Origin of the sequence: Carboxydocella thermautotrophica, from assembly GCA_003054495.1 — a bacterium.
Taxonomy (GTDB): Bacteria; Bacillota.
Map to the genome: position 1 here is coordinate 2,595,129 of CP028514.1, position 25,215 is coordinate 2,620,343.

Annotated in this window: 28 protein-coding genes, 2 tRNA genes and 2 other annotated features; of the genes, 3 read left to right on the forward strand and 27 right to left on the reverse strand. The window is 49.1% G+C overall.

Annotated features, from left to right (window positions below; genetic code table 11):
• Window positions 1-8: 8 nt before the first annotated feature.
• The 3 genes from rpoB to rplJ all read right to left on the reverse strand — a co-directional run bounded on the left by rpoB (window position 9) and on the right by rplJ (window position 4,507).
• Window positions 9-3,407, reverse strand: a complete 3,399-nt coding sequence (gene rpoB / locus CTH_RS13280) for a DNA-directed RNA polymerase subunit beta (protein ID WP_078666619.1) — start codon at window positions 3,405-3,407, stop codon at window positions 9-11.
• 138 nt (window positions 3,408-3,545) lie between these two features.
• Window positions 3,546-3,926, reverse strand: a complete 381-nt coding sequence (gene rplL, locus CTH_RS13285) for a 50S ribosomal protein L7/L12 (protein ID WP_078666686.1) — start codon at window positions 3,924-3,926, stop codon at window positions 3,546-3,548.
• A 50-nt stretch (window positions 3,927-3,976) separates the two neighbouring features.
• Window positions 3,977-4,507 carry a 50S ribosomal protein L10 gene (gene rplJ / locus CTH_RS13290; RefSeq protein WP_107754178.1) on the reverse strand — a complete coding sequence of 177 codons (531 nt, stop codon included), beginning with the start codon at window positions 4,505-4,507 and terminating at the stop codon, window positions 3,977-3,979.
• 43 nt (window positions 4,508-4,550) lie between these two features.
• Window positions 4,551-4,702 (reverse strand) — a sequence feature (ribosomal protein L10 leader region).
• A 140-nt stretch (window positions 4,703-4,842) separates the two neighbouring features.
• Here rplJ and CTH_RS13295 point away from each other — a divergent pair.
• On the forward strand, window positions 4,843-6,165 hold the full coding sequence (locus CTH_RS13295; protein ID WP_107752771.1) for an ISNCY family transposase: 1,323 nt from the start codon (window positions 4,843-4,845) through the stop codon (window positions 6,163-6,165).
• Window positions 6,166-6,406: 241 nt separating this feature from the next.
• Here CTH_RS13295 and rplA read toward each other — a convergent pair whose 3' ends face one another.
• The 22 genes from rplA to CTH_RS13395 all read right to left on the reverse strand — a co-directional run bounded on the left by rplA (window position 6,407) and on the right by CTH_RS13395 (window position 21,139).
• Window positions 6,407-7,102 (reverse strand): 50S ribosomal protein L1, encoded by a 696-nt coding sequence (rplA, locus tag CTH_RS13300; protein WP_078666688.1) that lies wholly within the window; start codon window positions 7,100-7,102, stop codon window positions 6,407-6,409.
• Between the two features lie 54 nt (window positions 7,103-7,156).
• Window positions 7,157-7,585 carry a 50S ribosomal protein L11 gene (gene rplK / locus CTH_RS13305; protein ID WP_078666689.1) on the reverse strand — a complete coding sequence of 143 codons (429 nt, stop codon included), beginning with the start codon at window positions 7,583-7,585 and terminating at the stop codon, window positions 7,157-7,159.
• 31 nt (window positions 7,586-7,616) lie between these two features.
• Window positions 7,617-8,144 (reverse strand): transcription termination/antitermination protein NusG, encoded by a 528-nt coding sequence (gene nusG / locus CTH_RS13310; RefSeq protein ID WP_078666690.1) that lies wholly within the window; start codon window positions 8,142-8,144, stop codon window positions 7,617-7,619.
• Between the two features lie 44 nt (window positions 8,145-8,188).
• A complete protein-coding gene (secE, locus tag CTH_RS13315) occupies window positions 8,189-8,434 on the reverse strand; it encodes a preprotein translocase subunit SecE (protein ID WP_078666691.1) in 246 nt (81 codons plus the stop codon).
• A 40-nt stretch (window positions 8,435-8,474) separates the two neighbouring features.
• Window positions 8,475-8,624, reverse strand: coding sequence for a 50S ribosomal protein L33 (gene rpmG, locus CTH_RS13320; protein ID WP_078666692.1), 150 nt, complete (start codon window positions 8,622-8,624; stop codon window positions 8,475-8,477).
• A 154-nt stretch (window positions 8,625-8,778) separates the two neighbouring features.
• On the reverse strand, window positions 8,779-9,981 hold the full coding sequence (gene tuf / locus CTH_RS13325; RefSeq protein ID WP_107754181.1) for an elongation factor Tu: 1,203 nt from the start codon (window positions 9,979-9,981) through the stop codon (window positions 8,779-8,781).
• Window positions 9,982-10,085: 104 nt separating this feature from the next.
• Window positions 10,086-10,162: transfer RNA gene (locus CTH_RS13330), tRNA-Met, on the reverse strand.
• A gap of 4 nt (window positions 10,163-10,166) precedes the next feature.
• Window positions 10,167-10,242, reverse strand: a tRNA-Met gene (locus CTH_RS13335).
• Between the two features lie 78 nt (window positions 10,243-10,320).
• Window positions 10,321-10,923, reverse strand: a complete 603-nt coding sequence (gene sigH / locus CTH_RS13340; protein ID WP_432612293.1) for an RNA polymerase sporulation sigma factor SigH — start codon at window positions 10,921-10,923, stop codon at window positions 10,321-10,323.
• Window positions 10,924-11,048: 125 nt separating this feature from the next.
• Window positions 11,049-11,789: a 23S rRNA (guanosine(2251)-2'-O)-methyltransferase RlmB gene (gene rlmB / locus CTH_RS13345; protein ID WP_078666710.1), complete on the reverse strand. Its 741-nt coding sequence runs from the start codon at window positions 11,787-11,789 to the stop codon at window positions 11,049-11,051.
• Window positions 11,790-12,044: 255 nt separating this feature from the next.
• Window positions 12,045-12,182 carry a hypothetical protein gene (locus CTH_RS14460; protein WP_242979082.1) on the reverse strand — a complete coding sequence of 46 codons (138 nt, stop codon included), beginning with the start codon at window positions 12,180-12,182 and terminating at the stop codon, window positions 12,045-12,047.
• A complete protein-coding gene (locus CTH_RS14465) occupies window positions 12,179-12,832 on the reverse strand; it encodes a hypothetical protein (protein ID WP_242979083.1) in 654 nt (217 codons plus the stop codon). The genes CTH_RS14460 and CTH_RS14465 overlap by 4 nt, the downstream gene beginning before the upstream one ends.
• Window positions 12,762-13,121: a hypothetical protein gene (locus tag CTH_RS14470; protein WP_318262698.1), complete on the reverse strand. Its 360-nt coding sequence runs from the start codon at window positions 13,119-13,121 to the stop codon at window positions 12,762-12,764. The genes CTH_RS14465 and CTH_RS14470 overlap by 71 nt, the downstream gene beginning before the upstream one ends.
• A 224-nt stretch (window positions 13,122-13,345) precedes the next feature.
• Window positions 13,346-14,098 (reverse strand): FAD-dependent thymidylate synthase, encoded by a 753-nt coding sequence (gene thyX / locus CTH_RS13355; protein ID WP_078666437.1) that lies wholly within the window; start codon window positions 14,096-14,098, stop codon window positions 13,346-13,348.
• 1 nt (window position 14,099) lies between these two features.
• Window positions 14,100-14,477 carry a Mini-ribonuclease 3 gene (locus CTH_RS13360; RefSeq protein ID WP_242946656.1) on the reverse strand — a complete coding sequence of 126 codons (378 nt, stop codon included), beginning with the start codon at window positions 14,475-14,477 and terminating at the stop codon, window positions 14,100-14,102.
• Window positions 14,478-14,479: 2 nt separating this feature from the next.
• Window positions 14,480-15,877: a cysteine--tRNA ligase gene (gene cysS / locus CTH_RS13365; RefSeq protein ID WP_078666439.1), complete on the reverse strand. Its 1,398-nt coding sequence runs from the start codon at window positions 15,875-15,877 to the stop codon at window positions 14,480-14,482.
• Window positions 15,858-16,523 carry a serine O-acetyltransferase gene (cysE, locus tag CTH_RS13370; protein WP_078666440.1) on the reverse strand — a complete coding sequence of 222 codons (666 nt, stop codon included), beginning with the start codon at window positions 16,521-16,523 and terminating at the stop codon, window positions 15,858-15,860. Before cysE ends, cysS begins: the two co-directional genes overlap by 20 nt.
• Before the next feature lie 44 nt (window positions 16,524-16,567).
• Window positions 16,568-16,769, reverse strand: a binding site (T-box leader).
• A 32-nt stretch (window positions 16,770-16,801) separates the two neighbouring features.
• Entirely contained in the window at window positions 16,802-18,250 is a 1,449-nt protein-coding gene (gene gltX, locus CTH_RS13375) for a glutamate--tRNA ligase (RefSeq protein WP_078666441.1), read from the reverse strand.
• Window positions 18,251-18,287: 37 nt separating this feature from the next.
• Window positions 18,288-18,755, reverse strand: coding sequence for a 2-C-methyl-D-erythritol 2,4-cyclodiphosphate synthase (gene ispF / locus CTH_RS13380; RefSeq protein ID WP_078666456.1), 468 nt, complete (start codon window positions 18,753-18,755; stop codon window positions 18,288-18,290).
• A 16-nt stretch (window positions 18,756-18,771) separates the two neighbouring features.
• Window positions 18,772-19,479 (reverse strand): 2-C-methyl-D-erythritol 4-phosphate cytidylyltransferase, encoded by a 708-nt coding sequence (ispD, locus tag CTH_RS13385; RefSeq protein WP_107754183.1) that lies wholly within the window; start codon window positions 19,477-19,479, stop codon window positions 18,772-18,774.
• The gene (locus tag CTH_RS13390) at window positions 19,466-20,596 is read right to left on the reverse strand and encodes a PIN/TRAM domain-containing protein (RefSeq protein WP_078666443.1); all 1,131 of its coding nucleotides are present in this window, start codon (window positions 20,594-20,596) and stop codon (window positions 19,466-19,468) included. Before CTH_RS13390 ends, ispD begins: the two co-directional genes overlap by 14 nt.
• A gap of 66 nt (window positions 20,597-20,662) precedes the next feature.
• The gene (locus tag CTH_RS13395; RefSeq protein WP_078666444.1) at window positions 20,663-21,139 is read right to left on the reverse strand and encodes a CarD family transcriptional regulator; all 477 of its coding nucleotides are present in this window, start codon (window positions 21,137-21,139) and stop codon (window positions 20,663-20,665) included.
• A 207-nt stretch (window positions 21,140-21,346) separates the two neighbouring features.
• Between CTH_RS13395 and CTH_RS13400 the strand changes: the two genes are divergently transcribed.
• Entirely contained in the window at window positions 21,347-21,742 is a 396-nt protein-coding gene (locus CTH_RS13400; RefSeq protein ID WP_078666445.1) for a nucleoside triphosphate pyrophosphohydrolase family protein, read from the forward strand.
• A gap of 42 nt (window positions 21,743-21,784) precedes the next feature.
• Here the strand turns inward: CTH_RS13400 and disA are convergent, their stop codons facing one another.
• Together disA and radA are read right to left on the reverse strand one after the other, a co-directional pair.
• A complete protein-coding gene (disA, locus tag CTH_RS13405; protein ID WP_078666446.1) occupies window positions 21,785-22,846 on the reverse strand; it encodes a DNA integrity scanning diadenylate cyclase DisA in 1,062 nt (353 codons plus the stop codon).
• Window positions 22,843-24,201, reverse strand: a complete 1,359-nt coding sequence (radA, locus tag CTH_RS13410) for a DNA repair protein RadA (protein WP_078666447.1) — start codon at window positions 24,199-24,201, stop codon at window positions 22,843-22,845. The genes disA and radA overlap by 4 nt, the downstream gene beginning before the upstream one ends.
• Before the next feature lie 339 nt (window positions 24,202-24,540).
• Here radA and CTH_RS13415 point away from each other — a divergent pair, with 339 nt between their 5' ends.
• Window positions 24,541-25,167 (forward strand): SurA N-terminal domain-containing protein, encoded by a 627-nt coding sequence (locus CTH_RS13415; protein WP_107754185.1) that lies wholly within the window; start codon window positions 24,541-24,543, stop codon window positions 25,165-25,167.
• Window positions 25,168-25,215: the final 48 nt, after the last annotated feature.

Sequence of the window (25,215 nt, forward strand, 5' to 3'; positions counted from 1 at the left end):
TCCCTTCCCTATTCTTCATCAAAGTAATCGCCATCATCCAGGACAGTATCCATATCTGCTATTTTTTCCAGTTCTTCCAGGCTCTCAAAGTCGATGCTGTCTTCATCCATATCCTCGCTATAATTATCTTCCTCATTGTATTCATCATCACCTGGTTTTACAGGTGCCTCGGGCAGGACAGCACTCAGACCCAGTTCCTTGGCCTGGTCGGTAGTATCATCTTCAAATTCACCGATTTCAATTTCCTCATCGTTTTCTGACAGGACCTTCACATCCAGACCCAGGCTCTGCAGTTCCTTAATCAATACTTTGAAGGACTCTGGTACACCGGGTTCTGGCACATTTTCGCCTTTGACAATGGCTTCATAGGTCTTTACCCGACCCACCACATCGTCAGACTTAACGGTGAGGATTTCCTGCAGTGTATAGGCAGCACCATAAGCCTCCAGGGCCCATACCTCCATCTCACCAAAACGCTGTCCACCAAATTGAGCCTTACCACCCAGAGGCTGCTGGGTAACCAGAGAGTAAGGGCCGGTAGAACGCGCGTGGATCTTGTCATCAACCAGGTGCGCCAGTTTTAGCATGTACATGTAACCCACAGTTACCGGGTTATCAAAAGGCTCACCGGTACGACCATCATAAAGGATAGTCTTGCCATTAGCCGGCAGACCAGCGGCCTCCAGGGTCTTGAAAACATCATTCTCTTTGGCCCCATCAAATACAGGGGTAGCAACCCGGATGCCCAGGGTTTTGGCAGCCCAACCCAGGTGAGTCTCCAGCACCTGACCGATATTCATCCGGCTCGGCACACCCAGAGGGTTGAGCACGATTTCCACCGGTGTACCGTCCGGTAAAAAGGGCATATCTTCTTCGGGCAGGATTTTGGAAATAACCCCTTTGTTCCCGTGGCGACCGGCCATCTTGTCACCAACGGAAATTTTCCGCTTCTGGGCGATAAAAACCCGCACCAGCATGTTTACACCAGGAGGCAGTTCATCCCCTTTATCGCGAGAGAACACCTTTACATCCACGATTTTGCCGGCCTCACCATGGGGTACACGTAGAGAAGTATCCCTTACTTCCCGGGCCTTTTCACCGAAGATAGCGCGCAACAACCTTTCTTCCGCAGTCAGCTCCGTTTCACCTTTCGGGGTAACCTTACCCACCAGGATATCGCCGGGCCGAACCTCAGCACCCACCCGGATAATTCCGTTTTCATCCAGGTCTTTCAGAACATCATCCCCGACATTGGGGATATCACGGGTGATTTCTTCCGGACCCAGCTTGGTATCCCGGGCTTCACATTCGTATTCCTCGATATGGATAGATGTAAAGTAATCTTCCTTGACCAGTTTCTCGCTGATCAAAATGGCGTCCTCGTAGTTATAACCCTCCCAGGGCATAAAGGCAACTAGCACATTGCGCCCCAGTGCCAGTTCGCCCTGGTCGGTCGAAGGCCCATCAGCGATGATTTCCCCTTTTTCAACCCGTTGCCCTTTTTTGACAATGGGCTTCTGGTTAATACAGGTCCCCTGGTTGGAACGGGTAAACTTGGTCAGTTTATATACATCTACAGTACCCTCATCAGACTTAACGATGATTTCATTGGCTGTTACCCGTTGTACCACCCCGCTATTGCGGGCAACGATAACCACTCCACTATCCAGAGCCGCCTTGTATTCCATACCGGTACCCACATAGGGTGCATCAGTGCGCAGCAATGGCACTGCCTGCCGCTGCATGTTGGAACCCATTAGAGCCCGGTTAGCATCATCGTTCTCCAGGAAGGGAATCAACGCCGTAGCAATAGAAACAACCTGTTTGGGTGAAACATCCATCAAATCGATTTTTTCCACCGGAACCATGATAATATCATGACCATGCCGGACATTGGCCTTATTGACCAGAATCTTCCCATTTTCATCCACCGGCAGATTGGCCTGGGCGATATAATATTTATCCTCTTCATCAGCCGTTAGGTATACGATTTCATCGGTAACAACGCCCCGCTCCTTATCCACCTTGCGATAAGGAGTTTCAATAAAGCCATATTCGTTGATACGGGCATAAGTGGATAGTGACCCGATCAAACCGATGTTGGGACCTTCAGGGGTCTCAATCGGACACATCCGCCCATAGTGAGAATGGTGAACGTCCCGGACTTCGAAACCGGCTCGTTCCCGGCTCAAGCCACCAGGTCCTAGAGCTGACAAGCGCCGTTTGTGGGTTAGCTCAGCCAGCGGATTGGTCTGATCCATAAACTGGGACAGCTGGCTGCTGCCAAAAAATTCTTTAATGGCAGCTGAAACCGGACGGGTATTGATCAGGATTTGAGGTGTTACCCCCTCCACATCCTGAATAGTCATGCGCTCCCGTATAACCCGCTCCATACGGGCCAAACCAATCCTGAACTGGTTTTGCAACAACTCACCAACCGAGCGCAAACGCCTGTTGCCCAGATGGTCGATATCGTCACCTTCACCTTCTCCATCCATCATTTTCAGCAACCGTTTCATGGTAGCTATAATATCTTCTTTGGTCAGGTGACGGACATCTTTGGCAATATCCAGTCCCAGTTTTTTATTGAGTTTATAACGGCCTACATGGGCCAGATCATAGCGTTTGGGGTCAAAAAACAAAGAGTTGAGTAAGGTTCTGGCACTTTCTACCGTCGGCGGTTCACCGGGTCGCAACCGTTTATAAATTTCAATCAGGGCCTCATCTTCCGAATCAGCATTATCCCGCTCCAAAGTCATTCTGATGCGAGCGTCATCATCAAACAGCTCCAGGACCCTGGCATTGGTCCCCCAGCCCAGCGCCCGTACCAGAACAGTCGCTGGCAGTTTGCGGGTCCGGTCTATCCGCACAAACAGGTTGTCATTTAGATCTGTTTCAAATTCCAGCCAGGCACCTCGGTTTGGAATAATGGTTGCCCCAAAGACATCCTTGCCGCTGGGGTCCATTTGTTTGGAAAAATAAACCCCGGGAGAACGAACCAGCTGGCTGACGATTACCCGCTCTGCCCCATTGATAATAAATGTTCCCTTTTCTGTCATCAGCGGGAACTCAGCCATAAATACTTCCTGTTCCTTAATTTCCCCGGTTTCCTTGTTGATCAACCGTACCTTTACTTTCAGAGGCGCCGAGTATGTAACATCCCGTTCCTTACTCTCTTCCACCGAGTACTTGGGCTCCCCCAGATTATAGTCAACAAACTCCAGGGAGAGGTTGCCGGTAAAATCCTCGATGGGCGAAATATCGCGGAACAGTTCACGCAGGCCCTCGTCCAGGAACCATTTATAGGAGTTCTGCTGGATTTCAATCAGGTTGGGCATGTCCAACACCTCTTGAATCCGCGCATAACTCCAGCGTTCCCGTTTTCCGACCTTGACCGGATAGAACATGCAGAACCTCACCTCTCGCTATTTTTTCGCATACTTATAGCATGGCATTTTTTAATTATAGCATTCATCCTTTCCTTCGTCAAGAAAATAATTACAAAAAAAGACACCTCATATCGAGGTGCCTTTTTTTTATCCAAGTTACTTAATTTCAACGGTAGCGCCAGCTTCAACCAGCTTGGCCTTGATGGATTCAGCTTCTTCCTTGGAAACTTTTTCTTTAACAGGCTTGGGAGCGCCATCCACCAGGTCCTTGGCTTCTTTCAGGCCCAGACCGGTTATTTCGCGTACAACTTTGATAACGTTAACTTTCTTGTCGCCAGCGGCGGCCAGAATTACATCGAATTCAGTTTTTTCTTCTGCAGCAGGAGCAGCGGCAGCGCCAGCTACAGGAGCAGCAGCTACAGCTACAGGAGCAGCAGCAGATACACCGAATTCTTCTTCAAAAGCCTTTACCAGCTCAGCCAGTTCCAGAACAGTTAAACCTTTAACAGCTTCCAAAATTTCATTTACCTTGGACATTATAATCTTCCTCCTTCAGCAAAATCTAAGATTTTTAAGCGATCAGGCACTTAAGCAGCGCCTTCCTCTTTCTTCTTGCGGATAGATTCCAGGACGTAAACCAGATTGCGCAGATTGCCCTGGAGAACATTGGCAAACCCATAAAGAGGAGCTTGCAGACCACCCAGCACTTTGGCCAGCAGCACTTCCCGCGGCGGCAAGTCGGCCAGAGCCTTAACCCCGGCAACATCGATTACCTTGCCATCCACGATACCGGCCTTGATTTCCAGCTGCTTGTTGTCCTTGGCGAATTCACTCAGAATCTTCGCCGGAGCAACAGGATCTGTTAAGCCAAAAGCCAGTGCGTTGGGACCTTCCAGATAGGGTTCCAGATCAGACAGGCCAACTTCACGGCAAGCCAGGCGTGCCAGAGTATTCTTAACGACCTTGTATTCCACTCCAGCTTCCCGCAGGCGTTTCCGCAGCTCAGTAGCCTGAGCCACATTCAAACCCCGGTAGTCAACCAGCACTACCCCGACGGCCTGCTCCAGTTTTTCTTTCAGCTCCTGTACAACCGGCTGTTTCTCGGCAATTTTAGCCACAATTCCACCTCCTTGCACCTGTATCGGTACATCCCAAGCCGCGAAGTCAAACAAAAAAGGGTCTCCGTAGACAAGCCAGGAGACCCTCTGATGGACATACTTAGCCAACAGAGTTGACTTCCAAAGCCTCGGTAGGCGGATTTCTCCTTTAAGCCAGCAGGCACCGACTGTCTACAGCTTGGTTCACCTATATCAAATTGTCAACAGGTTAATTATAGCCTGGCCAGAGGCTATTGTCAACAGTACAGGAAAGATTTTGTGATTATCTTGTGATAATGTCACCTTGTAAAGTATTTTGATAAAATGTCACTATGAGAAACGAGGTGCGTTATCTAATGACACAAAAACAACTAAATAGGTACAAGGTAATTTCTTCCTTAATTGATGGGAAACTATCAATCAGTGAAGCAGCTATGAGCTTAGGTCTAAGTGAACGCCAGATTAAGCGCCTTAAAAAAGGAGTGATGGAACAAGGGCCGGCGTTCCTTATCCATAAAAATACAGGTCGTAAGCCGCAGCATGCGCTCACTGACGAGCTTAAAAGCAAGATTATCTTATTGAAACAGTCCGATAAGTACAAGAACGCCAATTTCAAGCACTTTATGGAGCTTCTGGAGGTGCACGAGGAAATAGCCATAAGTTATTCCTGTCTCCACACTATTTTGACCAAAGCAGGCATTAACAGTCCTAAGAAACGAAGGAGATTTAAACCTCATCGCCGCAGAAAGAGAAGGCCTCAGGAAGGCCTCCTTATACAAATGGATGCCACTCCTTTTGAATGGTTTGGCACTAATGAAAAGTTTGCTCTCCATGGTGCAATTGACGATGCCACCGGGAAAATAGTAGGACTCTACCTGGCCAAGAATGAATGCTTGCAAGGATATTTTGAGGTAACCTGGCAAATCGTTAACAAACACGGTATTCCAGCAAGTATCTATGCAGACAGACACTCAATTTTTCTCTCCCAAAACGCTTCAAGGCTTACGATTGAGGAGCAATTGCAAGGCAAAGTTGTTAACGACACCCAGTTTGGCAGAGCTATGAAAGAGCTAGGTATAACCCTTATTCCAGCACGTTCACCCCAGGCCAAAGGTAGAGTAGAGCGACTATGGGAAACGCTTCAAAGCAGGCTCCCCGTTGAATTCAAAATAGCCGGTATTACCACTATTGATGAAGCTAATGAGTTCCTATCTCAATATATAGAGAAATTTAACAGTCAGTTTGCAGTGAAAGCTTTAGAGCCAGAAACTGCTTATAGGGCGCTTGACCAAAACATTGATATTGGCCATATACTATGTGTTAAACAAAAAAGAACTATCGATAATGGGGGCGTATTTTCTTTCTATAACAGGCATTTTAAGGTTATCTATAAAGAAACCAATCCTATTCCGCCACGTACGAAGATAGATGTATTAATAAGTCCGGTTTTTGGTGTAAAAGTGCAATACAAAAACACTGTATTTGAAACGATCCCCTATGTTAAGCCACAAAAGACGCAAAAGCCAAAAACTGAAGCTACTGAAAGAAAGCCCTATATACCTCCAGATACGCATTACTTTAAGTATGGACACAATCTGGTTAAAAGACTTACCTACGAAGACAGTGACAGGGATATATTAAAAATGCTTGAAGAGATATTTCTCCGAAAGTATGCTTAGCTTTGCCTGGATCTAATTTTTAGGAACCTTAACCGGGCTTGATTTGCCAAAAGTTATGAAGTGAGGTTAAGTCAAGGGCGGGCGAAGCCCGTTCACTTTACCCTTGACTTAACCGAACGTAATAACTACAATTGCCAAAGCCCGGTTAGGTTCTTAGCAGGGTGTGACATTTTGTGACGATAATTAACCCTATTTTGGGGTGACATTTTCACAAGTTATTGACACAGTACAGGAAAGATTTTTAACGAGTAACCTTTAACGGATTGACCTTAATGCCAGGGCCCATAGTGGAGGAAACAGCCACTCCCTTGATATATGTTCCCTTGGCAGCTGCCGGCTTAGCCTTGAGCAAAGCATCCAGCAGAGTATAGAAGTTGTCCAGCAGCTTCTCGGTACCAAAGGAGACCTTACCAATGGGCGCATGAATGTTAGCACCCTTGTCAACCCGGTATTCCACTTTACCAGCCTTAATATCTTTAACAGCCTTGGCTACATCAAAAGTAACAGTTCCGGTTTTGGGGTTAGGCATCAGGCCTTTAGGACCTAAGATCCGACCCAATTTACCTACAGCACCCATCATATCCGGAGTAGCTACGGCTGTATCGAAATCCAGCCAACCGCCCTCAATCCTGGCAATCAGGTCTTCAGCGCCCACTACGTCAGCGCCAGCAGCTTCTGCTTCCTTGGCTTTCTCGCCTTTAGCGAAAACAACTACACGGGCAGTTTTCCCTGTGCCATGGGGCAGTACTACTGCACCCCGAACTTGCTGATCCGCATGCCGGGGGTCCACACCTAGTTTAACTGCAACCTCAACGGACTCATCAAACCTGGCAGAAGCCAGTTTCTGTACCAGTTCCAGAGCTTCCTGAGGATCATACAGTTTGGTTTTGTCTACCTGTTTGGCAGCTTCCAGATATTTTTTACCGTGTTTAGCCATTTTGTTTACCTCCTTTGTGGTAGTAACGGATTATATCCTCCCACTTGTGGACCATTAAGCTTCTACTACTTCAATACCCATGCTGCGCGCTGTGCCTTCAATCATCCGCATTGCCGCTTCCAGGCTGGCAGCATTCAGGTCCCGCATTTTCAGCTCTGCAATTTCCCGGACTTTGTCACGGGTTACCTTGCCGACCTTCTTCTTGTTGGGTTCACCAGAACCACTCTCAATCCCAGCTGCTCTTTTCAGCAAAACTGCAGCCGGAGGAGTCTTCAACACAAAAGTGAAGGACCGGTCTTCATAAACGCTAATTTCCACCGGGATAATCAACCCGGCCTGGTTAGCGGTTTTTTCGTTAAATTCCTTGGTGAAAGCCATAATATTTACACCATGCTGACCCAAAGCCGGACCAACCGGGGGAGCAGGGGTGGCTTTACCAGCAGGACATTGCAGCTTGATTACTGCTACTACCTTTTTTGCCATTATTTCCACCTCCTTAATCTGTCTACTGTCATCATTCTACTTCAGCCACCTGTCCGAAATCCAACTCCAGAGGAGTCTCTCTTCCGAACATTGACACCAGGACTTTCAGCTTACCCTTTTCAGGGTAGATTTCTTCCACACTACCCACGAAGTTCTGGAAGGGGCCGGCTATCACGCGGACTTCATCGCCAACCTTAAAGCGCAGTTTGACCTTGGGTTCTTCCATCCCCATCTGTTTCAAGATGGCGGCTGCTTCTTCATCCCTGAGTGGAATCGGCTTGTTGCCGCTGCCAACAAATCCGGTTACACCGGTTGTATTGCGAACCACATACCAGGAGTCATCGGTCATGATCATTTCCACCAGCACATACCCCGGAAACACTTTGCGCTTACTGACCTTGCGCTTGCCATCCTTGATTTCCACTTCATCTTCCATGGGTACCAGAATGCGAAAGATCTTGTCTCCCATGTTCATGGACTCAATGCGCTTTTCCAGATTGGCTTTTACCTTATTTTCATAACCGGAGTATGTGTGAATGACATACCACTTTTTCTCCATACCCAGAAGGGACCCAGTTAGGTCCCTCACCTCCTAGCATAAATTTATCGTTCCACAATCAGCGTCAGCAACCGACCCAAACCCAGATCGATTACCCAGATCAAGACTGCCATGATAGCTACCGCCGTCAGCACAACACCGGTATAGGTCAACACCTGTTTGCGGTCAGGCCAGTTAACTTTGCGCAATTCGGCTTTAGTTCCGGAAAGAAAGTTAACCAGTTCGGACCAGGCCTTATTTTTTTCCGCCTTCTTGGCACCTTCTTTTTTGGTGGTTTCTTTATTTACCATAAGAAACTCCACATCCTTAAAACAGTATCGGTGTTAGCCCTTACCGGGTTTCCTTATGGACGGTTTGCGTGCCGCACCATTTACAGAACTTCTTCAGCTCGATTCTGTCCGGGTCATTCTTTTTGTTTTTAGTGGTTGTATAATTTCTTCTCTTGCACTGAGTGCAAGCGAGGGTAATGCCCACGCGCATTGTGCCACCTCCCTAAAAAGTGTCCTGTGCCGACAAGTGGTCCAGAATAGTCCGTTACCCTATACAATTTATCATAATTCCCATAGAGTGTCAATAGCAAAAGAGACAGGCATAAAGAAAGCGCTTCCGTTTCCGGAAGCGCTTTTCCGCCTTTTTATTCAACGATAGCGGATACAACCCCTGCGCCTACAGTTCGGCCACCTTCGCGGATAGCGAAGCGCAGACCTTCTTCAATAGCGATGGGAGTGATCAGTTCTACTTCGATCTTAACGTTGTCACCAGGCATAACCATTTCTACACCTTCGGGCAGCTTGATTACACCGGTAACGTCAGTGGTCCGGAAGTAGAACTGGGGCCGGTAACCGTTGAAGAAAGGAGTATGACGGCCACCTTCTTCTTTGGTCAGCACGTATACTTCAGCGAAGAACTTGGTGTGGGGCTTGATGGAACCAGGCTTGGCCAGAACCTGACCACGTTCTACCTCTTTCCGGTCTACACCCCGCAGCAGAGTACCAATGTTGTCACCAGCCTGGGCCTGATCCAGCATCTTACGGAACATTTCCACACCGGTTACAACGGTCTTCTTGGTTTCTTCTCTCAGACCGACGATTTCTACTTCGTCTCCAACCTTAACAGTACCGCGCTCAACCCGACCGGTAGCAACAGTACCACGACCGGTAATGGTGAACACGTCTTCAACCGGCATCAGGAAGGGCTTATCGATATCCCGCTCAGGAGTGGGGATGTAGCTGTCAACAGCATCCATCAGTTCCCAGATCTTGCCGCACCACTGGCAATCCCGGGAGCCGCAGCCGCACTCCAGCGCCTTGAGGCCGGAACCGACAACAACAGGAATGTCATCACCGGGGAAATCATACTGATTCAACAGCTCCCGCACTTCCATTTCAACCAGTTCCAGCAGCTCGGGATCATCCACCATGTCAGCCTTGTTCAGCCAGACTACGATATGAGGCACACCTACCTGACGGGCCAGCAGGATGTGTTCCCGGGTCTGAGGCATAGGACCATCTGCAGCGGATACAACCAGAATAGCGCCGTCCATCTGGGCAGCACCGGTGATCATGTTCTTAACATAGTCAGCGTGACCAGGGCAGTCTACGTGAGCATAATGACGCTTGTCGGTTTCATACTCAACGTGAGCAGTATTGATGGTAATGCCTCTTTCCCTTTCCTCCGGAGCGGCATCGATCTCATCATAACGCTTGACTTCAGCCTTACCTTGAGTTGCCAGAACTACAGTAATCGCAGCAGTGGTAGTTGTTTTACCATGGTCAACGTGACCGATGGTGCCCACGTTTACGTGAGGCTTAGTTCTTTCAAATTTTGCCTTTGCCATCTCTTCAAACCTCCTACATATATTTTTTGTAGTATTTTGGGCTAAATAAGATTGATTATATGTAAAAAGAAAAACCAGCCATAGGCTGGTTTACCTGACCTTAGTGGTAGCGGCGGAGGGATTCGAACCCCCGACACTGCGGGTATGAACCGCATGCTCTAGCCAACTGAGCTACGCCGCCTTATTGGTTGCGGGGGGAGGACTTGAACCTCCGACCTTCGGGTTATGAGCCCGACGAGCTACCAACTGCTCTACCCCGCGACGAAGAACTGTTACGTCATTGACAAAATCTATTATAGCCTTCCTTGCACCAATGGTCAAGAAGTAAACCCTGCCAATTTAGCCACAGTCCCGTTTTTCCAGATATCTTTCTATTTTTCTTTTTACCCGTTGCAAAGCATTATCAATGGACTTAACATGCCTCTTAAGGTCAACTGCTATTTCCTGATAGGACTTGCCGTCTAGATAGGACATTAACACTTTCCATTCCAGCGAACTGAGCAACTCCCCCATTTTCTCCTCAATGTCATCGAATTCTTCCCTGCTGATAATCAATTCTTCCGGATCTGTAATCTTAGTACCCGAAATCACATCCAGCAAAGTACGATCAGAATCTTCGTCATAAATAGGCTTATTCAGGGAGACATAGGAGTTTAATGGGATATGCTTCTGTCTAGTTGCTGTCTTAATAGCAGTGATGATCTGCCGGGTAATGCACAATTCGGCGAAGGCCCGGAAAGATGATAGCTTATCAGGGCGAAAATCCCTGATGGCTTTATAGAGGCCAATCATCCCCTCTTGTACAATATCCTCCCGGTCGGCGCCGATCAGGAAATAGGATCTCGCCTTAGCCCGCACAAAGTTTTTGTACTTATTGATGAGGTACTCAGCGGCTGCATTGTCTCCGGCCTTGGCCAGTTCTACCACATCCTCATCAATCATTTCCTCAAAACGTTCGCAGGCATCCGGTTGGGCACTCAGACTCAAGGTCATCGCCTCCGCTCTATTTGGTATTACCCGGGGTCGCAGTGATACATAAACTATTATACTCACAGGCTTGGACATAGTCAAGCCTTGCGCTGGCGTTGCCGCAAAACTTCATAAACACAGATGGCTGTAGCAACGGAGGCGTTCAGGGAGTTAATCTTGCCTGACATTGGTATTTTAATCAGAAAATCACAGTTTTCTTTTACCAGCCTGCTCAAACCCTTGCCTTCTCCTCCCACCACCAGAGCCAGCGGCCCGGTAAGGTCTTGTTCCCAAAGGCTTTTTTCTGCCTCTCCGTCCAGACCGGCTACCCAAACCCCTTTTTCTTTCAGTTCCCTGATTATCTGTACCAGATTGGACACCCGGGCCACCGGTACATACTCTACCGCACCCGCAGCAGCTTTCGCCACCGTTCCTGTCAACCCCACATTTCGACGTTTGGGTATAATCACCCCGTGAACTCCGGCCCCTTCGGCAGTACGCAGGATCGCCCCCAGATTGTGAGGATCTTCCAGTTCATCCAGCAAAATCAGCAAGGGCTGTTCTCCCCTGGCTTCCGCCTGGGCCAGTATCTCTTCCCAATCAACATAGGAGGCGGCCGCTACCTGAACCGCTACCCCCTGGTGAGCGGAAGTACCACAGATGCTGTCCAAACGCTCTCTGGTCACTTCCTGGAAAGGTACCCGACTCTCCCGCAAGACTGCCATAAGATTAGGGGGAAGTTTGGTGCCTTTGGCGACCAGGATTTTGTTCAGCTCTCTACCTGCTTTAATCGCTTCCAGTACAGGATTACGGCCATAAACCCATTCCAGTTCACCCATCCTGGCCTGTCCCTGGTTCAAAAAACTTGACTATTTTTATTTTCAGTCAAGTCGGCCCCCAGACCAGGCTTTCGCCTCCTTTCCGAATACTTGATTTGCCCCCGCGGGGCAGGGCGACAGGGGACCTCGGCCCGGGAGTTCCACCCGGACGGGAGTACTGCACCGGTTTATGCTGACCTCCCGGTGGGAGTATAACTCCGCCTCCCGCGTCCTGTTAGGACGCCTACCGGTTTCTCCGACACCGGCTAAACGGGGTCACCGTACGGACAGGGCCAATAACTTCAGGTCAGGCCAGACGGAGTTATACGCCTCCTGTTCACACGGAGCAAGCCCGTTATGCACAGGAAGCCTCTCCTCCAGCCGCCTCAAGCAGGCCCTGACCCCACGGGTCATCCCTTTTTTCCTTCCCCAGGTCTATCAGGATTAACCTTCCGGGTCAGGTTTTGCTTGATTTGCGATACCAGTTGCCTGAGTTCTATAGTCACCCGTTCCCTGAGGCCCAGCGCCCGGCGTCCTGTAACCAGTGCCGCCGCGCAATGCACCGGAACGGCATAACGTTTCATATACTTCCAGTAACCTATAGTTGAAGTATGCCGGGGTGATACTAACTTGAAAGGCACCCCTTCTTTTACCGCTCTCCGATACATTGACCCTACCATTTTTGCAAATGGAAAATTGGAGGCCATGCGGTTAAACTTTTTATTAGCTAAAACGCCTATCAGGTAGCTACGCCGGAAGCTGGAAGCATGGGCTAAGTCTGGTATTCTGATATAAAGAAAGCCGTTCGGGTAAGGGATAACCTGAAACTCTCCTTCGTACTTGCCCAGGTTGCCGGGATAAGGAATATTAAAACCCTCCGGCCACGGCTCCGGCTGGCCGGAAGCACTAACGTTACACAGGGCTACCCCATCAGGGTTTGTGTCTATAGCCAGACAACCTTTAGCAAAGTCCGGTTCCATCACCCTGACCACTTCAAATGTCAAATGTACCAAGTAGCGTCCTTCCAGGGTGCGGATCAGTTCTACCGCATAGGGTAACTTCATGGCCAGCCATATCTGAAGCAGCCCCCTTTTCCTCTGCCTTCGCCAGTTTCCTCATAGCCAGGCTGAGCTTCTTCCTGGCCCGGCCCAGTTTCTTTTCTGTTTCTTCATTTTCTAACTTCAGCAGTTCTGTTTGGGAGTCCAGCAGGGCCTGTGCTTTAAGTCTGGCGTCATCGACAAAGCGGGAGTTCAGCCCGAAAAGTTCTTGTCCTGACTTCTTGATTTCATGGCGGGAAGTACCTTCCAGGAGCCGGTTAAAGGCCCACCGCATACAGGCACAGAAGAGACGCATCTCCGTAGTCAGCGGGTCTTCTTCGCCCCGGCTCTACTTCGAAGACCGGTGAGTCGGGTAAATCTCCGGAAAAAACTCCCCGCACACAGTTATGCTAAATTTGTTCTTCTCGTGTTTCTTTGGCATTCCTGATCAGCTCCCCGAAACCCTGCCGGACTTTGCTGCTTCACCAATGGATAATAGTTCCATACTTTTAATGTAGCAAAACAGTTAAATACAATCAATTATAGTCTAGTTTTCTGAAGCTGCTGCATACCTCCTTTGCCCAGATAGCTAGCCCGAACCCGGGCCGCCTGACCACAGGTCATAGCCCCTTCCGGACAAGGCCCCCTTAAACAACCAGGCCCAGCCTGGGCAAATAAGACCGGGGCTACCTCTTTGACCAGAGCCAGCATGCGCTCTGCCAAAGCACGGATCTCCCACTGGGCCCGATTGCAACAACGCAAACTAAAGAAATGCAATAATTCCCGCGCATTCATGGTCACCACAAACTTGGTCTCTGCCGCATTGGGCAGGACAAAGCGGGCATCCTCATTGCTGGCTTCCTTGTTACCTCCCAGCCTTTCCTGCCAGTATCTGTACCACTGGTTGATCTGGGCCATCTGCCGCTCAAATTCCGCTACTGCCTCCGGCCCCAGTTCCTGAATGCGAGGAGGAATAATGTAGCAAAAATCCGCCTCTCCCACATAACGCTGGGATTTAACAGAAAAGCTGGCAATACGATGTCGGGTAATCTGAGCCAGTAGCGCCCGGGATACTCCTTCTACTCCAAAGGTGAACACTGCATGCTCAATCGGAGATAAATGTTCAAGCTCCATAAGTTTTTGCAGAAAAGGCTGCTGATCCCTTTCTGCAATCCCCTGGGCCAGTTCAGTCATATCCGCAGCCGAATAACATAACTTAGCCGCCAGAGCAATAATTTCTTCCGGTACAGGGGTGTAACGCAACAGATAAACTTTCATTTCCGCTTGCGGCATTTTATAAATCCTCCTCAGCCAGGCGTACGATCTCACGGAAAAGCTCCTCTATCCGTTCTTCTTCACCTTTTAGATGTAAATAGCCAAACAAACACTCCAGAGCTGTAGCATGACGATAAGCCACCACATCCACATGGCGGGGTGGCTGAGAACTGGTATTCCGACCACGCCGGACAATAGCTTTTTCCTCCTCGGTCAAGAGAGGGTCCAGCCCGCGCAAAAAGCGGGACTGGGCTTCCGCTTTCACAAAATCTACCGCTGCTTTATGCAGCCAATTCACCTTAGCCAGGCCCTTTTCTTTTACCAGATACCGTCGTACCAGTAATTCGTAAACAGCATCCCCAAGATAGGCTAAAACCAGTGATGATGGCAGCTCCATACTCATTTCCTCTTCCAGCGCGGACCGTTGGGAGTATCTTCAACAATAATCCCCAGATCCCCTAGTTTGTTGCGAATAGCATCCGCGGTAGTCCAGTCTTTGCGGGCCCGGGCCTCCTGACGCAATAACAACAGGAAGTCCACCAGCTCCTTCAAGAGACCGGCATCCGCCTCAGCTTTTTCCCCTGCCTTCAATTCCAGTCCCAGTACCTGGGCCAGTTCAGCCAGCACCCCGGTAAGGCCGGCGATTTTCTCCTTTTCTTCCCCGGCCGCAACCCCGGCATTGATCTGCCGGGCCAGTTCAAAGAGCACACTCAAAGCCAGAGCGGTATTAAAATCATCATCCATTGCCTGGATAAATTCTTCCCTGGCCGCAGCAGCTTCCTCAGACATTATCCCATTCACACCATTACTGTATTCCTGCCCATTAGCCAGGGCATTGCTCAAGCGCTCCAGGCCCTTTTTCGCTTCTTCCAGTTTTTCCGGACTGTAATCCAACGGGTTGCGGTAGTGGCTGGAAAGCATGAAGAAACGGACGACCTGGCCGGAAAAATGCTGTAATATCTCCCGGACAGTAAAGAAATTGCCCAGAGATTTGGACATTTTTTCTTCCTTTACAGTAATAAAACCATTATGCATCCAGTAACGAGCAAAAGGCTGTCCCAGATAAGCCTCGGACTGAGCAATCTCATTTTCATGATGGGGGAAGATCAGGTCAAAACCACCGCCATGAATATCGAACTCTGCTCCCAGATATTTCAAGGACATCACCGAGCATTCAATATGCCAGCCCGGCCTTCCCTCACCCCAGGGACTGGGCCAGGAAGGTTCTCCCGGTTTGGCTTTTTTCCAGAGAGCAAAATCCATGGGGTGGCGCTTGCGCTCATCCACCTCTACCCTGGCCCCTGCCTGCATATCCTCCAAGCTGCGGCCGGAAAGTTTACCATAGGAGGCAAACTTTTCAACAGCATAATATACATCCCCATCTACCTCATAGGCAAAGCCTTTTTCAATCAACCCGGCAATCATTTCAATGATTTCCGGAATGTGCTCCGTTACTTTGGGATGATGGGTAGCAGGCTTGACTCCTAGTGCCTGGGCATCTTTAAAAAATTCATTGATATAACGAGCAGAAAGCTGCAGGGCATCCTCCCCTGTTTCCTGGGCCCTTTTAATGATTTTGTCATCGATATCAGTAAAGTTCTGTACAAATATTACTTCATAGCCCCGATATTCCAGATAGCGACGCACCGCATCAAAGACTATCAAAGGCCGGGCATTACCCAGATGGATAAAATTATAAGTGGTAGGTCCGCAAACATACATACGTACCTTCCCCGGTGACCGGGGTTGAAAATCCTCTTTCTGTCTGGTCATGGTATTATAGATTTTGATGGTCACGACCTTGTTCTCTCCCTTCCAGCTGCGCAATCCTGTTTTCCAGCATCTCAATCTTGCGCTGCAAGCATTGCAACATTTCCGCTACCGGGTCAGGAATCTGGTCATGGAGCAAGTCATCCACCCGTTGTCCTTCCCGGATTACTACCCGTCCTGGGACCCCGACTACTGTACAGTTAGGCGGTACAGGTTTCACTACTACTGCTCCTGCCCCGATTTTGGAATTATCACCGACAGTAAAGGAACCCAGCACTTTGGCCCCAGCGCTGATTACCACATTATTGCCAATGGTGGGGTGACGCTTGCCTTTTTCCTTACCGGTGCCACCCAAGGTTACCCCTTGATATATGGTAACATTATCGCCTATTTCCGCTGTCTCACCAATCACTACCCCCATACCATGGTCGATAAACAATCCCTGGCCGATTTTGGCCCCTGGATGGATCTCAATCCCGGTAAGAAAACGGGAAAGCTGGGAGATAAAGCGGGCCAGTACCACCCAGTTTTTCTTATACAGCCAGTGGGCAACCCGGTGAAACTGAATGGCATGGAATCCGGGATAACAGAGGATAACCTCCCACACAGATTTTGCTGCCGGATCCCGTTCGAATACTGCTTCAATGTCGCGCTTCAACTGTTGAAAGAACACAGCCTATCCCCCCTCACAAACATTATAAAAACCTTCGTCTCCTATCCAGAGACGAAGGTTTCCCTCCGCGGTTCCACTCTGGTTGGCAAGGAAAAACCCTCGCCCACCTCTTTCGGTCAGCTAACGGTGACCAGCCGGAAAGCTCCAAGGCGCACTTCAACAGGAGGAATTCAGGATGCTTCCAGCCTTGACATCCCTCTCTGGCGAATCCCTTTCCTGCCTACTCTTCCTCTTCATCGCTCATTTTTTAGTTGATACAAATAATTATAAAAGTCTGCCTAGCCAACGTCAACCCTTAAACTATCCAGTCGCTTTTTCACTCCACTATAGCCCAGAATAGCCAGCAGGAAATATAGTTCCGGGCCATGGGCCTGACCAGTAAGCGCGATCCGAATCGGCATGTAAACCTGTTTGCCGCCTAGTTTCAGCTCTTTGGTCAAGGTTTTCAGTACCCCTTTGGCCTCTTCCGGAGTAGGAGCCGGGTTTTCTTCCAGCTTATGCAGCAATGCTGCCAGTACCGCCGGAACCTGTTCCTGTTTCAGGACCTCCCTGGCTGCCTCATCTTCAAACTTTACTTCATCCTGGTAAAATACCTGTACTGCCTCTACCACTTCGGCCAGACAATTGATGCGCTCCTGTACGGCCTGTATGAGCCAGAGATATTTTTCACCTTCCGGTGGATTTAACCCGGCTTCGACCAGGAAAGGTCGTGCCAGCTCAGCAATCCGTTCCGGGGCGCTGTGGCGGATATAATAGCCATTGAGATAATTTAACTTGTCCATATCAAAGACCGCCGGGCTTTTGGCCACTCGATCCAGCGAAAACTCCTGAATAAGCTCTTCCAGGGAGAAAATTTCATTCTCACCCTGGGGAGCCCAGCCCAATAAAACCAGGAAATTGACCAGAGCTTCCGGTAAATAGCCCATTTTCTTATATTGCTCAACTGCCGTCGAACCATGGCGTTTGGACATTTTGGTCCGGTCCTTGCCCAGAATCAGGGAAACATGGGCAAACTGAGGGGACTTAAGCCCCAGGGCCTGATAAAGCAGAATCTGACGGGGTGTATTGGAAAGATGTTCTTCCCCCCGAATGACATGGGTAATCTCCATGGTAGAGTCATCAATTACCACCGCAAAATTATAGGTGGGAATGCCATCGGATTTAACGATAACAAAATCGCCAATTCCATCGGTTTCAAATACCACCTGGCCCCGAACCAGATCATCGATGACCACCTTTTCCCCTTCCGGAACCCGGAAGCGGATCACAGGCTTGACACCCTCAGCCTCTTTGGCCGCCCGCTCTGCCGGAGTCAGGTGACGGCATTTACCCAGATAACGGGGCAACTCCCCTTTAGCCAGCAGCTGTTCCCGTTCGGCTTCTAGCTCCTCTTCCGAGCAATAGCAATAGTAGGCCTGCCCCTGGGCCAGAAGCTTTTCCGCTGCTTCCCGATACAAATCCAATCTCTCTGTTTGCCGGTACGGACCATGGGGACCACCTACCTCAATCCCCTCATCCCAGTTTAATCCTAACCAGCGTAAGGAGGCAAGGATATTTTGTTCTGATTCCCGGCTAGACCGCTCCAGGTCTGTATCTTCAATCCGAACAATAAACTGGCCCCCGGTTTTTCTGGCCATCAGCCAGTTAAACAAAGCAGAACGGGCGCCGCCAATATGTAAAGGCCCCGTAGGACTGGGGGCAAATCTTACCCGCATCGGTGTGGTCATGTGCAGTTACCTCCTCATTTCTGCCTGATTCGCTTTATTATACCATTCTTTTTGCGACTGTGACAACGGCATAAGCCGCAATCCCTTCCCCCGTTCCAGTAAAGCCCAGCCCTTCAGTTGTGGTGGCCTTGATATTCACCTGCTCTGCCTCTATTCCCAGGATAGTAGCAACCTTTTCCCGCATAGCCGGGATATAAGGGGCCATTTTAGGCTTCTGAGCAACAATGGTTCCATCCACATTGTTGACCTGGTAGCCTCTTTCCTCAACAATTTCCCTCACTCTGGCCAGCAGGCGACCACTATCAGCCCCCCTCCACTTAACATCACTATCAGGAAAGTGTTTGCCGATATCTCCTGCCGCTACTGCCCCCAGCAGAGCATCCATAATAGCGTGTAACAGGACGTCCGCATCAGAGTGGCCCAGCAACCCTTTCTCATAGGGTATCTTTATTCCGCCAATAATCAGTTCCCTATCTACCACCAGCCGGTGAACATCATAACCCATACCTACCCTGAACAAACTACATACCTCCCCTTGCCTGCAATAAAGCCTCGGCCAGAATTAAGTCTTCCGGAGTGGTAATTTTCAGATTGGCATAGTCCCCTTGCAGCATTCGCACCGGATAGCCTGCTCGTTCCACTAAAGCAGCATCATCGGTCCCCAGAAAACCTTCTTGCCAGGCCTGTTGATAAGCAGCCAGTAACCAGTCCCGGCGAAAAACCTGGGGAGTCTGTACTGCCCACAGCCTTTTCCGTTCTGGAGTTCCGATAATTAGGCCCTGTTCATCCACTGTTTTGATCGTATCTTTTACCGGCACGCCTACAACTACCGCTCCTGTCTCCTGTGCCATCTGCAGGGCTGAGCGGACAATCTCCGGGGTGACCAACGGCCTGGCTCCATCATGGACAGCTACCAGGGCAAGCTCTGGAGGAACTTGTTGCAGGCCATTCCAGACAGAATGCTGCCTTTCCTCCCCGCCACTGACAATCAGCCAGCGTTCGCGCTCCTTCCGAATGAGAGGAGATAATACCCTCGCAATTTCCTCTTCCTCTCCCGGTCGCGCAACTACAATCATTTGCTCTAGTTCCAGCACCTGAGCCAGAGCTGTACAAGTATGCAATAAAAGGGGCAACCCGCCCAAGCTAAGAAACTGCTTGTTCAGCTGGTTGCCCATTCTTTTGCCCTGGCCCGCGGCTGGAATAATCGCCGCAGCTTTAACCAATGGCATTCACCTCGTTGAGCTTGGTTCGATTAGCATCATCTTCTTTTATCTCCAGTTTGGGACGGGCAAAAATCATTCTCCCCGCTGCTGTCTGCAAGACACTGGTTACTACTACAATAACGTTTTGCCCAATGTGGCGTTTCCCACCATCGACAACAATCATAGTCCCATCTTCCAGATAACCTACGCCCTGCCCGGTTTCTTTGCCATCCTTAACAATTTGCACATTCATTTCCTCTCCAGGCAAGACCATAGGCTTAACCGCATTGGCCAGTTCATTGATATTTAAAACCAGAACTCCCTGCAATTCAGCCACTTTGTTGAGATTAAAGTCATTGGTAATGATTTTGCCATTAAGCTGCTGGGCCAGACGGACCAGCTTGGAATCCACTTCCGCAATATCATCAAAATCCTTTTCAACGACTTCTACTTTAACCTTCAGATCCTTCCGGATCTTGTTCAATATATCCAGCCCTCGCCTGCCCCGATTGCGTTTTAACACATCAGAGGAATCAGCGATATGGCGCAATTCTTCCAGAACAAAGCCAGGAACTACCACTGGCCCTTCCAGAAAACCGGTTTCTATAATATCGGCAATGCGGCCGTCGATAATTACACTGGTGTCCAGGATTTTAGGAATAGCTCCTTCTGAAACCACCTGGCTCTGGCTTTCTTTTTTCTTTCTACCCAGACTGATAATCATGGTAAACAATTCGTCTTTCTTTTTTGCCCCAATATTCATACCCAGATAACCCAGAAGAGTGGCTCCTATTATCTTCACCACTGTTGCCAGAGGCTGAAACCAGGAAAAGGCCGAACCCAGCAATATACCAATAAGTAAGCCAATAATAAGTCCTAGAGCGCCGCCGAAAATTTCAGATAAAGGTATTTTTTGCAAGCGCTGCTCCAGCCAGGTTGTCGTCCTCACCACCCAGTTAGCCAGCCAGGGTGCCAGAAAGATGCCTACCAGAAGGCCCAACAACATGCCAATGATTACCGACATTAGAGGCCCGGATAAAAACTGTACCGGCTCCAGCCGGTCCAGGGGCAAATACTGCCCGCTTAAGCCGCCGATTCCGATAAAAATCAGCATCCAGACAGCCCGCAGTATCTTCATCATCATAATATCACCTCCTTCGCTGACTATTTTACCCCGGGCCCCGGTATTATTATACAGTTTTTACCTTTATCAGGCAAAAACTTCTTCCAAGCGTTCTGTTATTTTTTCCTTTTCTTCCTCCCAGACCAGGGCTAATTCGCTTAACAGAATTTGTCGAGCGGTATCCAGCATTTTGCGTTCCCCTGTAGATAGCCCCCGTTGCCGGTCCCGCCAGCCCAGGCTGCGCACTACTTCTGCTACTGCCCTGGCATCCCCGCTTTTGATTTTTTCCATGTTCTGCCGGTAGCGTAAATTCCAGTTCCCTATCGGTTCTCTTTCCTCTTCCTGTAATAAATCCATGATTTCAGCAGCTGTTTGCCGGGAGACTACTTCTCTGAGTCCTAAGGCCCGGCCCTTTTCTACCGGAACCATTACCCGCATATTGCCTACCGGTACATGCATTACATAATAGCTGATTTTTTTGCCACCAATTTCTTTTTCTTCGATGGACTCAATGATGCCTGCTCCATGCATGGGGTATACCACCTTATCTCCTACTTTAAACATCTTTCCTTCCCCCTTCAAACAGGCCTATTGCTAACTATTATAACACGGATTTTATAGGGCGTCAAAAAATGTGATTATATCATAGCCATTTTTCTCTTGTCAATAACCAGGCTCTTCCTTCTGTCAGATTGACAAGACAAGCCTCTCCCCGTTATAATAACCGTAGAAAGCCAGCCACCGGTGGCTGTTTTGAAAGGGGATTGCAGAATGAAGGACTTGCTATGTGATGAGTTCCAGGAAACTGTCGGCGAATTGCTAATCCGCCACCAGAGCATTCTGGATGTCATCACCAAATACCAGGAGAGTTGTGCCCGCACCAATCGGGCTGTTGTCAAAGCAGTCACCAACTGCGGCTGTCTCAAAGTAGAAGCAGAAAAGCACCCTCTCCCGCCTGATGCATCCCTGGAAGATTTGCGCAAGCTGCGGGATTCCCATTTGCGCGGCAAAATCTGTGATCAGTGCCGGGAAATTGTAGAAGATGAAATTGGTCGTTCCCTTTTCTATCTTGCTGCTCTCTGTAATATACTGGACATAAACCTGTATGATTGCTTTATCAAAGAACATAAAAAGCTCAATACCCTTAGTATTTTTAATATGCGCTAATAAACAAAGAGGAGGGGAATTTCCCCTCCTCCTTGCATTATGTTAAAAGGCGACCTGCTCCCTGTAACGTTTTAAGCCTTCCTGAATGGTACGTGCCCGCACCTCGCCAATCCCTTCTACTTCATCCAGTTCTTCAATGCTTGCTTTCAAAATCGCCGGTAAATGCCCAAACGTTGCCACCAGATTTTCTATAACCGGCCAGGGTAAGCGGGGTACCTTATCAAGGATACGATAACCCCTGGCAGTAACCGGTTGCTCCAGAGCCGCCACCGTGCCAGGATAACCCAGGGCCCGGGTCAACAAAGCCAAATCCAGCAGGTCTTCTGACGCCCAGTTGCGAATTGTATGCAGCACTTCCTCCGGAGTTTTGTCCGGAGTATTTAGATAATCCCTGACTATTAACAATCCTTCATTTTCAATATCCGCCACCAGTTCCTCCAGCTGCATCTTAACCAGACGCCCTTCAGTACCCAGCTCACTTATGTACCGTTCAATTTCCGCCACTACCCGTAGTACCATTTCCGTCCTCTGCAGAGCTTTGACCACATCATGCAGAGTCACCATGTCCTTGAATTCCAGCTCACTCAAGCTGTTTAAAGCTCTTTGCAAAACATCCTTATATTTCTCCAGCGTCTGCAGGGCCTGGTTGGCTTTGGCCAGAATCACGCTAATATCCCGTAGAACATATTTAAGGTTACCTTTATAAATAGTTATTACACTACGACGCTGGGAAATGGAAATTACCATTTCTCCCGTCTGCCGGGCTACCCTTTCTGCCGTCCGGTGTCTAATCCCGGTTTCATTGGAGGGAATAGCTGAATCCGGCACCAGCTGGGTATTGGCCGCTAGAATTCGCCGGGCATCAGAGCTGAGGATAATAGCCCCATCCATTTTGGCCAGTTCGTAAAGACTGGCTGGACTGAATTCAGAGTTGATTTCAAAACCACCCTCTACGATTTCCATCACTTTAGGCGAATCGCCCACGACAATCAAGGCGCCCGTTTTAGCCCGCAGAATATTTTCCAGCCCTTCGCGCAACGGCGTGCCCGGAGCCACTATTTTCAGTGCCTGTACCAGTTCGCGGTCCACCCGCTCCTCTTTCATCTGCCCATTCCCCCTAAAGACCAGTCTAATGCTTCTGCTACCGTCCCTACTTCTATTATTTCCAACTCGGCCGGGCCTTCCGGTTTTTGCCCCGAAGGCACCACTGCCCGTTTAAATCCGATCCTGGCGGCTTCCTGCAAGCGTTTTTCCATCTGGTTTACCCGCCGCACCTCACCTGTCAAGCCCACTTCCCCGATAATTACCATCTCGGGGTCTACCGACCGCTCTCGCCAGCTGGAGGCCAGCGCTACCGCTACCCCCAGATCCACCGCCGGTTCCGTCAGCTTCAAACCACCAGCCACATTAACAAAGGCATCCATGTGGCTCAACTGCATGCCCAGGCGCTTTTCCAGCACCGCCAGCAGCAACGCCACCCGCTGATAGTCCAGCCCCGAGGTCATGCGGCGAGGGTTGGCCAGATTGCCTGGCGATATCAGAGCCTGGATTTCCACCAGAATAGGACGGCTGCCCTCCATAGCCACCACTACCACAGAACCCGGTTCGCCAACAGGGCGCTGGGCCAGCAATAGCCCCGAGGGGTTACTGACATCAATCAGTCCACTGCCGGTCATTTCGAACAGGCCCAGCTCATTGGTGGAGCCAAAGCGGTTTTTCACTGCCCGCAACAGGCGGTAATTCTGGTGACGTTCTCCCTCAAAATACAGGACAGTATCCACCATATGCTCAAGTACCCGCGGTCCCGCCAGAGCTCCTTCTTTTGTGACATGACCTACAATCAGAGTGGCAATCTCCCTGCCCTTGGCCAGATCCAGCAAGAGTCCGGTACAATGCCGCACCTGACTGACACTGCCCGGAGCGGAGGTAATTTCCCGGCTGTGCACGGTCTGGATGGAATCTATAATCACCGCCTGCCAATCCTGGCCGGCATCTACTGCCGTCAGGATATCCTCCAGGCAGTTTTCCGCCGCTGCCAGCACCTGCGGCCCCTCCACTCCCAGCCGTTCCGCCCGCATCCGCAACTGGCTCAGCGACTCTTCCGCAGAAATATACAACACCGGGCCCTTTTGGGCCAGATATCCAGCTGCCTGCAGAAGCAAAGTGGATTTACCGATACCGGGGTCACCTCCTACCAGCACCAGGGAACCCCGCACCAGTCCACCTCCTAACACCCGGTCCAGCTCAGCCAGACCGGTAGCAGCCCGTTCCTGCTTCTCTGTTTTGATCTGGGGCAGCGGCACCGGAATGATCTTTTTTCCACTTGTTGCTGTTCTGGTTTCCTGACGCACTTCCTCCACCAGGCTATTCCACTCACCGCAACCAGGACAGCGTCCCAGCCAGCGCAGTTCCACCTGACCGCAATTCTGGCAAACATACCGCGTTTTTTCCCGTTTCAAGGCCCGGCCTCCCTGTTTCCTGATACCATAATATTATACCATTGTTTTACTCTTGCTAACAAGAAGGATGAGCGGTAAAAATTGTCTCTGGTTTTGTCAAATTGAACGGGGATTTGTCGAATTTTTGTGGTAAATTTTGGTTGTTTTTTGTTTGTGATATGATTTGTTTAAGGCGATATATCAAAGATTATGCTAAATATGGAGCCAATAATATTTGGCCTTCTGTTAACTGATGGGGAATGGACTATTATTCCTCATCCAGTTTAGTGCTATCCCTTTCCAAATCAGACTTGTCAGGGCCTGCACCTGATCAACTCATTCCTTCAGGGGCAAGCCCTTATGGTGGAAGTAATTAATTTAAAGAAAGGAGAAGGCCAAATGAAAAAGAGAGCTTATTTTATAGCTCTGAGTTTAGGTTTACTTGTGGTTTCAGTTTCTTTCACGGGCATTTTTGCTGATGAAAACAAACAAGTAACTTCTCTGGTAAAAATGGTCAATGACAATAAACTAATTAAAGATCCTGATAAAGTTGTATTTAAAGTAAATGGAAAACCTGTTTTAGCTAGAGAATTTGTTAAGGAGAAAAATTTACTTATTTATCTTGCTAAAATAAACGGGAGCGCATTTCCCTCTGAACATGATGTCATAAATTCACTAGCAAAACGTGAAGCATTGTATCAAAAAGCAGTTGAATTAGGTTTGGAAGCTACTGATAACGAGGTTAGAGAATTTGTAAAGCAACAAAGGTCAAAATTTGAAGAATATGACCCAAATGCCACTGGCAAAGAATTAATTGAAGCTGAGATAAAGGCTACCGGTTTAACGGCAGATGAATATTGGGAACGTACAATTCCTGAGTACAAAAAAATCTTAACTCTAAGCAAATTATCCGATTATTATCTTAAACAATTAGGATCACTAAATTTAGAAAACCCTAATAATGTAGAGAAAATTAAATATTTTTAGATCAAGAATTTGATAAAATAGCTAGAGAAACAACTATTAAAATTGTAA

Bases quoted from the DNA above. Each gene is read 5' to 3' on its own strand.
- thyX (WP_078666437.1), bottom strand. From the start codon at position 14,098: ATGCCGCAAGCGGAAATGAAAGTTTATCTGTTGCGTTACACCCCTGTA.
- CTH_RS14460 (WP_242979082.1), bottom strand. From the start codon at position 12,182: ATGACCCGTGGGGTCAGGGCCTGCTTGAGGCGGCTGGAGGAGAGGCTT.
- sigH (WP_432612293.1), bottom strand. From the start codon at position 10,923: ATGATTGATGAGGATGTGGTAGAACTGGCCAAGGCCGGAGACAATGCA.
- gltX (WP_078666441.1), bottom strand. From the start codon at position 18,250: ATGACCACACCGATGCGGGTAAGATTTGCCCCCAGTCCTACGGGGCCT.
- CTH_RS14465 (WP_242979083.1), bottom strand. From the start codon at position 12,832: ATGAAGTTACCCTATGCGGTAGAACTGATCCGCACCCTGGAAGGACGC.
- ispF (WP_078666456.1), bottom strand. From the start codon at position 18,755: ATGGGTTATGATGTTCACCGGCTGGTGGTAGATAGGGAACTGATTATT.
- tuf (WP_107754181.1), bottom strand. From the start codon at position 9,981: ATGGCAAAGGCAAAATTTGAAAGAACTAAGCCTCACGTAAACGTGGGC.
- CTH_RS13390 (WP_078666443.1), bottom strand. From the start codon at position 20,596: ATGATGATGAAGATACTGCGGGCTGTCTGGATGCTGATTTTTATCGGA.
- secE (WP_078666691.1), bottom strand. From the start codon at position 8,434: ATGGTAAATAAAGAAACCACCAAAAAAGAAGGTGCCAAGAAGGCGGAA.
- CTH_RS13395 (WP_078666444.1), bottom strand. From the start codon at position 21,139: ATGTTTAAAGTAGGAGATAAGGTGGTATACCCCATGCATGGAGCAGGC.
- CTH_RS13400 (WP_078666445.1), top strand. From the start codon at position 21,347: ATGAAGGACTTGCTATGTGATGAGTTCCAGGAAACTGTCGGCGAATTG.
- rplA (WP_078666688.1), bottom strand. From the start codon at position 7,102: ATGGCTAAACACGGTAAAAAATATCTGGAAGCTGCCAAACAGGTAGAC.
- rplK (WP_078666689.1), bottom strand. From the start codon at position 7,585: ATGGCAAAAAAGGTAGTAGCAGTAATCAAGCTGCAATGTCCTGCTGGT.
- nusG (WP_078666690.1), bottom strand. From the start codon at position 8,144: ATGGAGAAAAAGTGGTATGTCATTCACACATACTCCGGTTATGAAAAT.
- CTH_RS13295 (WP_107752771.1), top strand. From the start codon at position 4,843: ATGACACAAAAACAACTAAATAGGTACAAGGTAATTTCTTCCTTAATT.
- rpmG (WP_078666692.1), bottom strand. From the start codon at position 8,624: ATGCGCGTGGGCATTACCCTCGCTTGCACTCAGTGCAAGAGAAGAAAT.
- rplL (WP_078666686.1), bottom strand. From the start codon at position 3,926: ATGTCCAAGGTAAATGAAATTTTGGAAGCTGTTAAAGGTTTAACTGTT.
- rpoB (WP_078666619.1), bottom strand. From the start codon at position 3,407: ATGTTCTATCCGGTCAAGGTCGGAAAACGGGAACGCTGGAGTTATGCG.
- ispD (WP_107754183.1), bottom strand. From the start codon at position 19,479: ATGCCATTGGTTAAAGCTGCGGCGATTATTCCAGCCGCGGGCCAGGGC.
- CTH_RS13415 (WP_107754185.1), top strand. From the start codon at position 24,541: ATGGTGGAAGTAATTAATTTAAAGAAAGGAGAAGGCCAAATGAAAAAG.
- disA (WP_078666446.1), bottom strand. From the start codon at position 22,846: ATGAAAGAGGAGCGGGTGGACCGCGAACTGGTACAGGCACTGAAAATA.
- rlmB (WP_078666710.1), bottom strand. From the start codon at position 11,789: ATGGGTGAACTGGAATGGGTTTATGGCCGTAATCCTGTACTGGAAGCG.
- CTH_RS13360 (WP_242946656.1), bottom strand. From the start codon at position 14,477: ATGGAGCTGCCATCATCACTGGTTTTAGCCTATCTTGGGGATGCTGTT.
- CTH_RS14470 (WP_318262698.1), bottom strand. From the start codon at position 13,121: ATGCGTCTCTTCTGTGCCTGTATGCGGTGGGCCTTTAACCGGCTCCTG.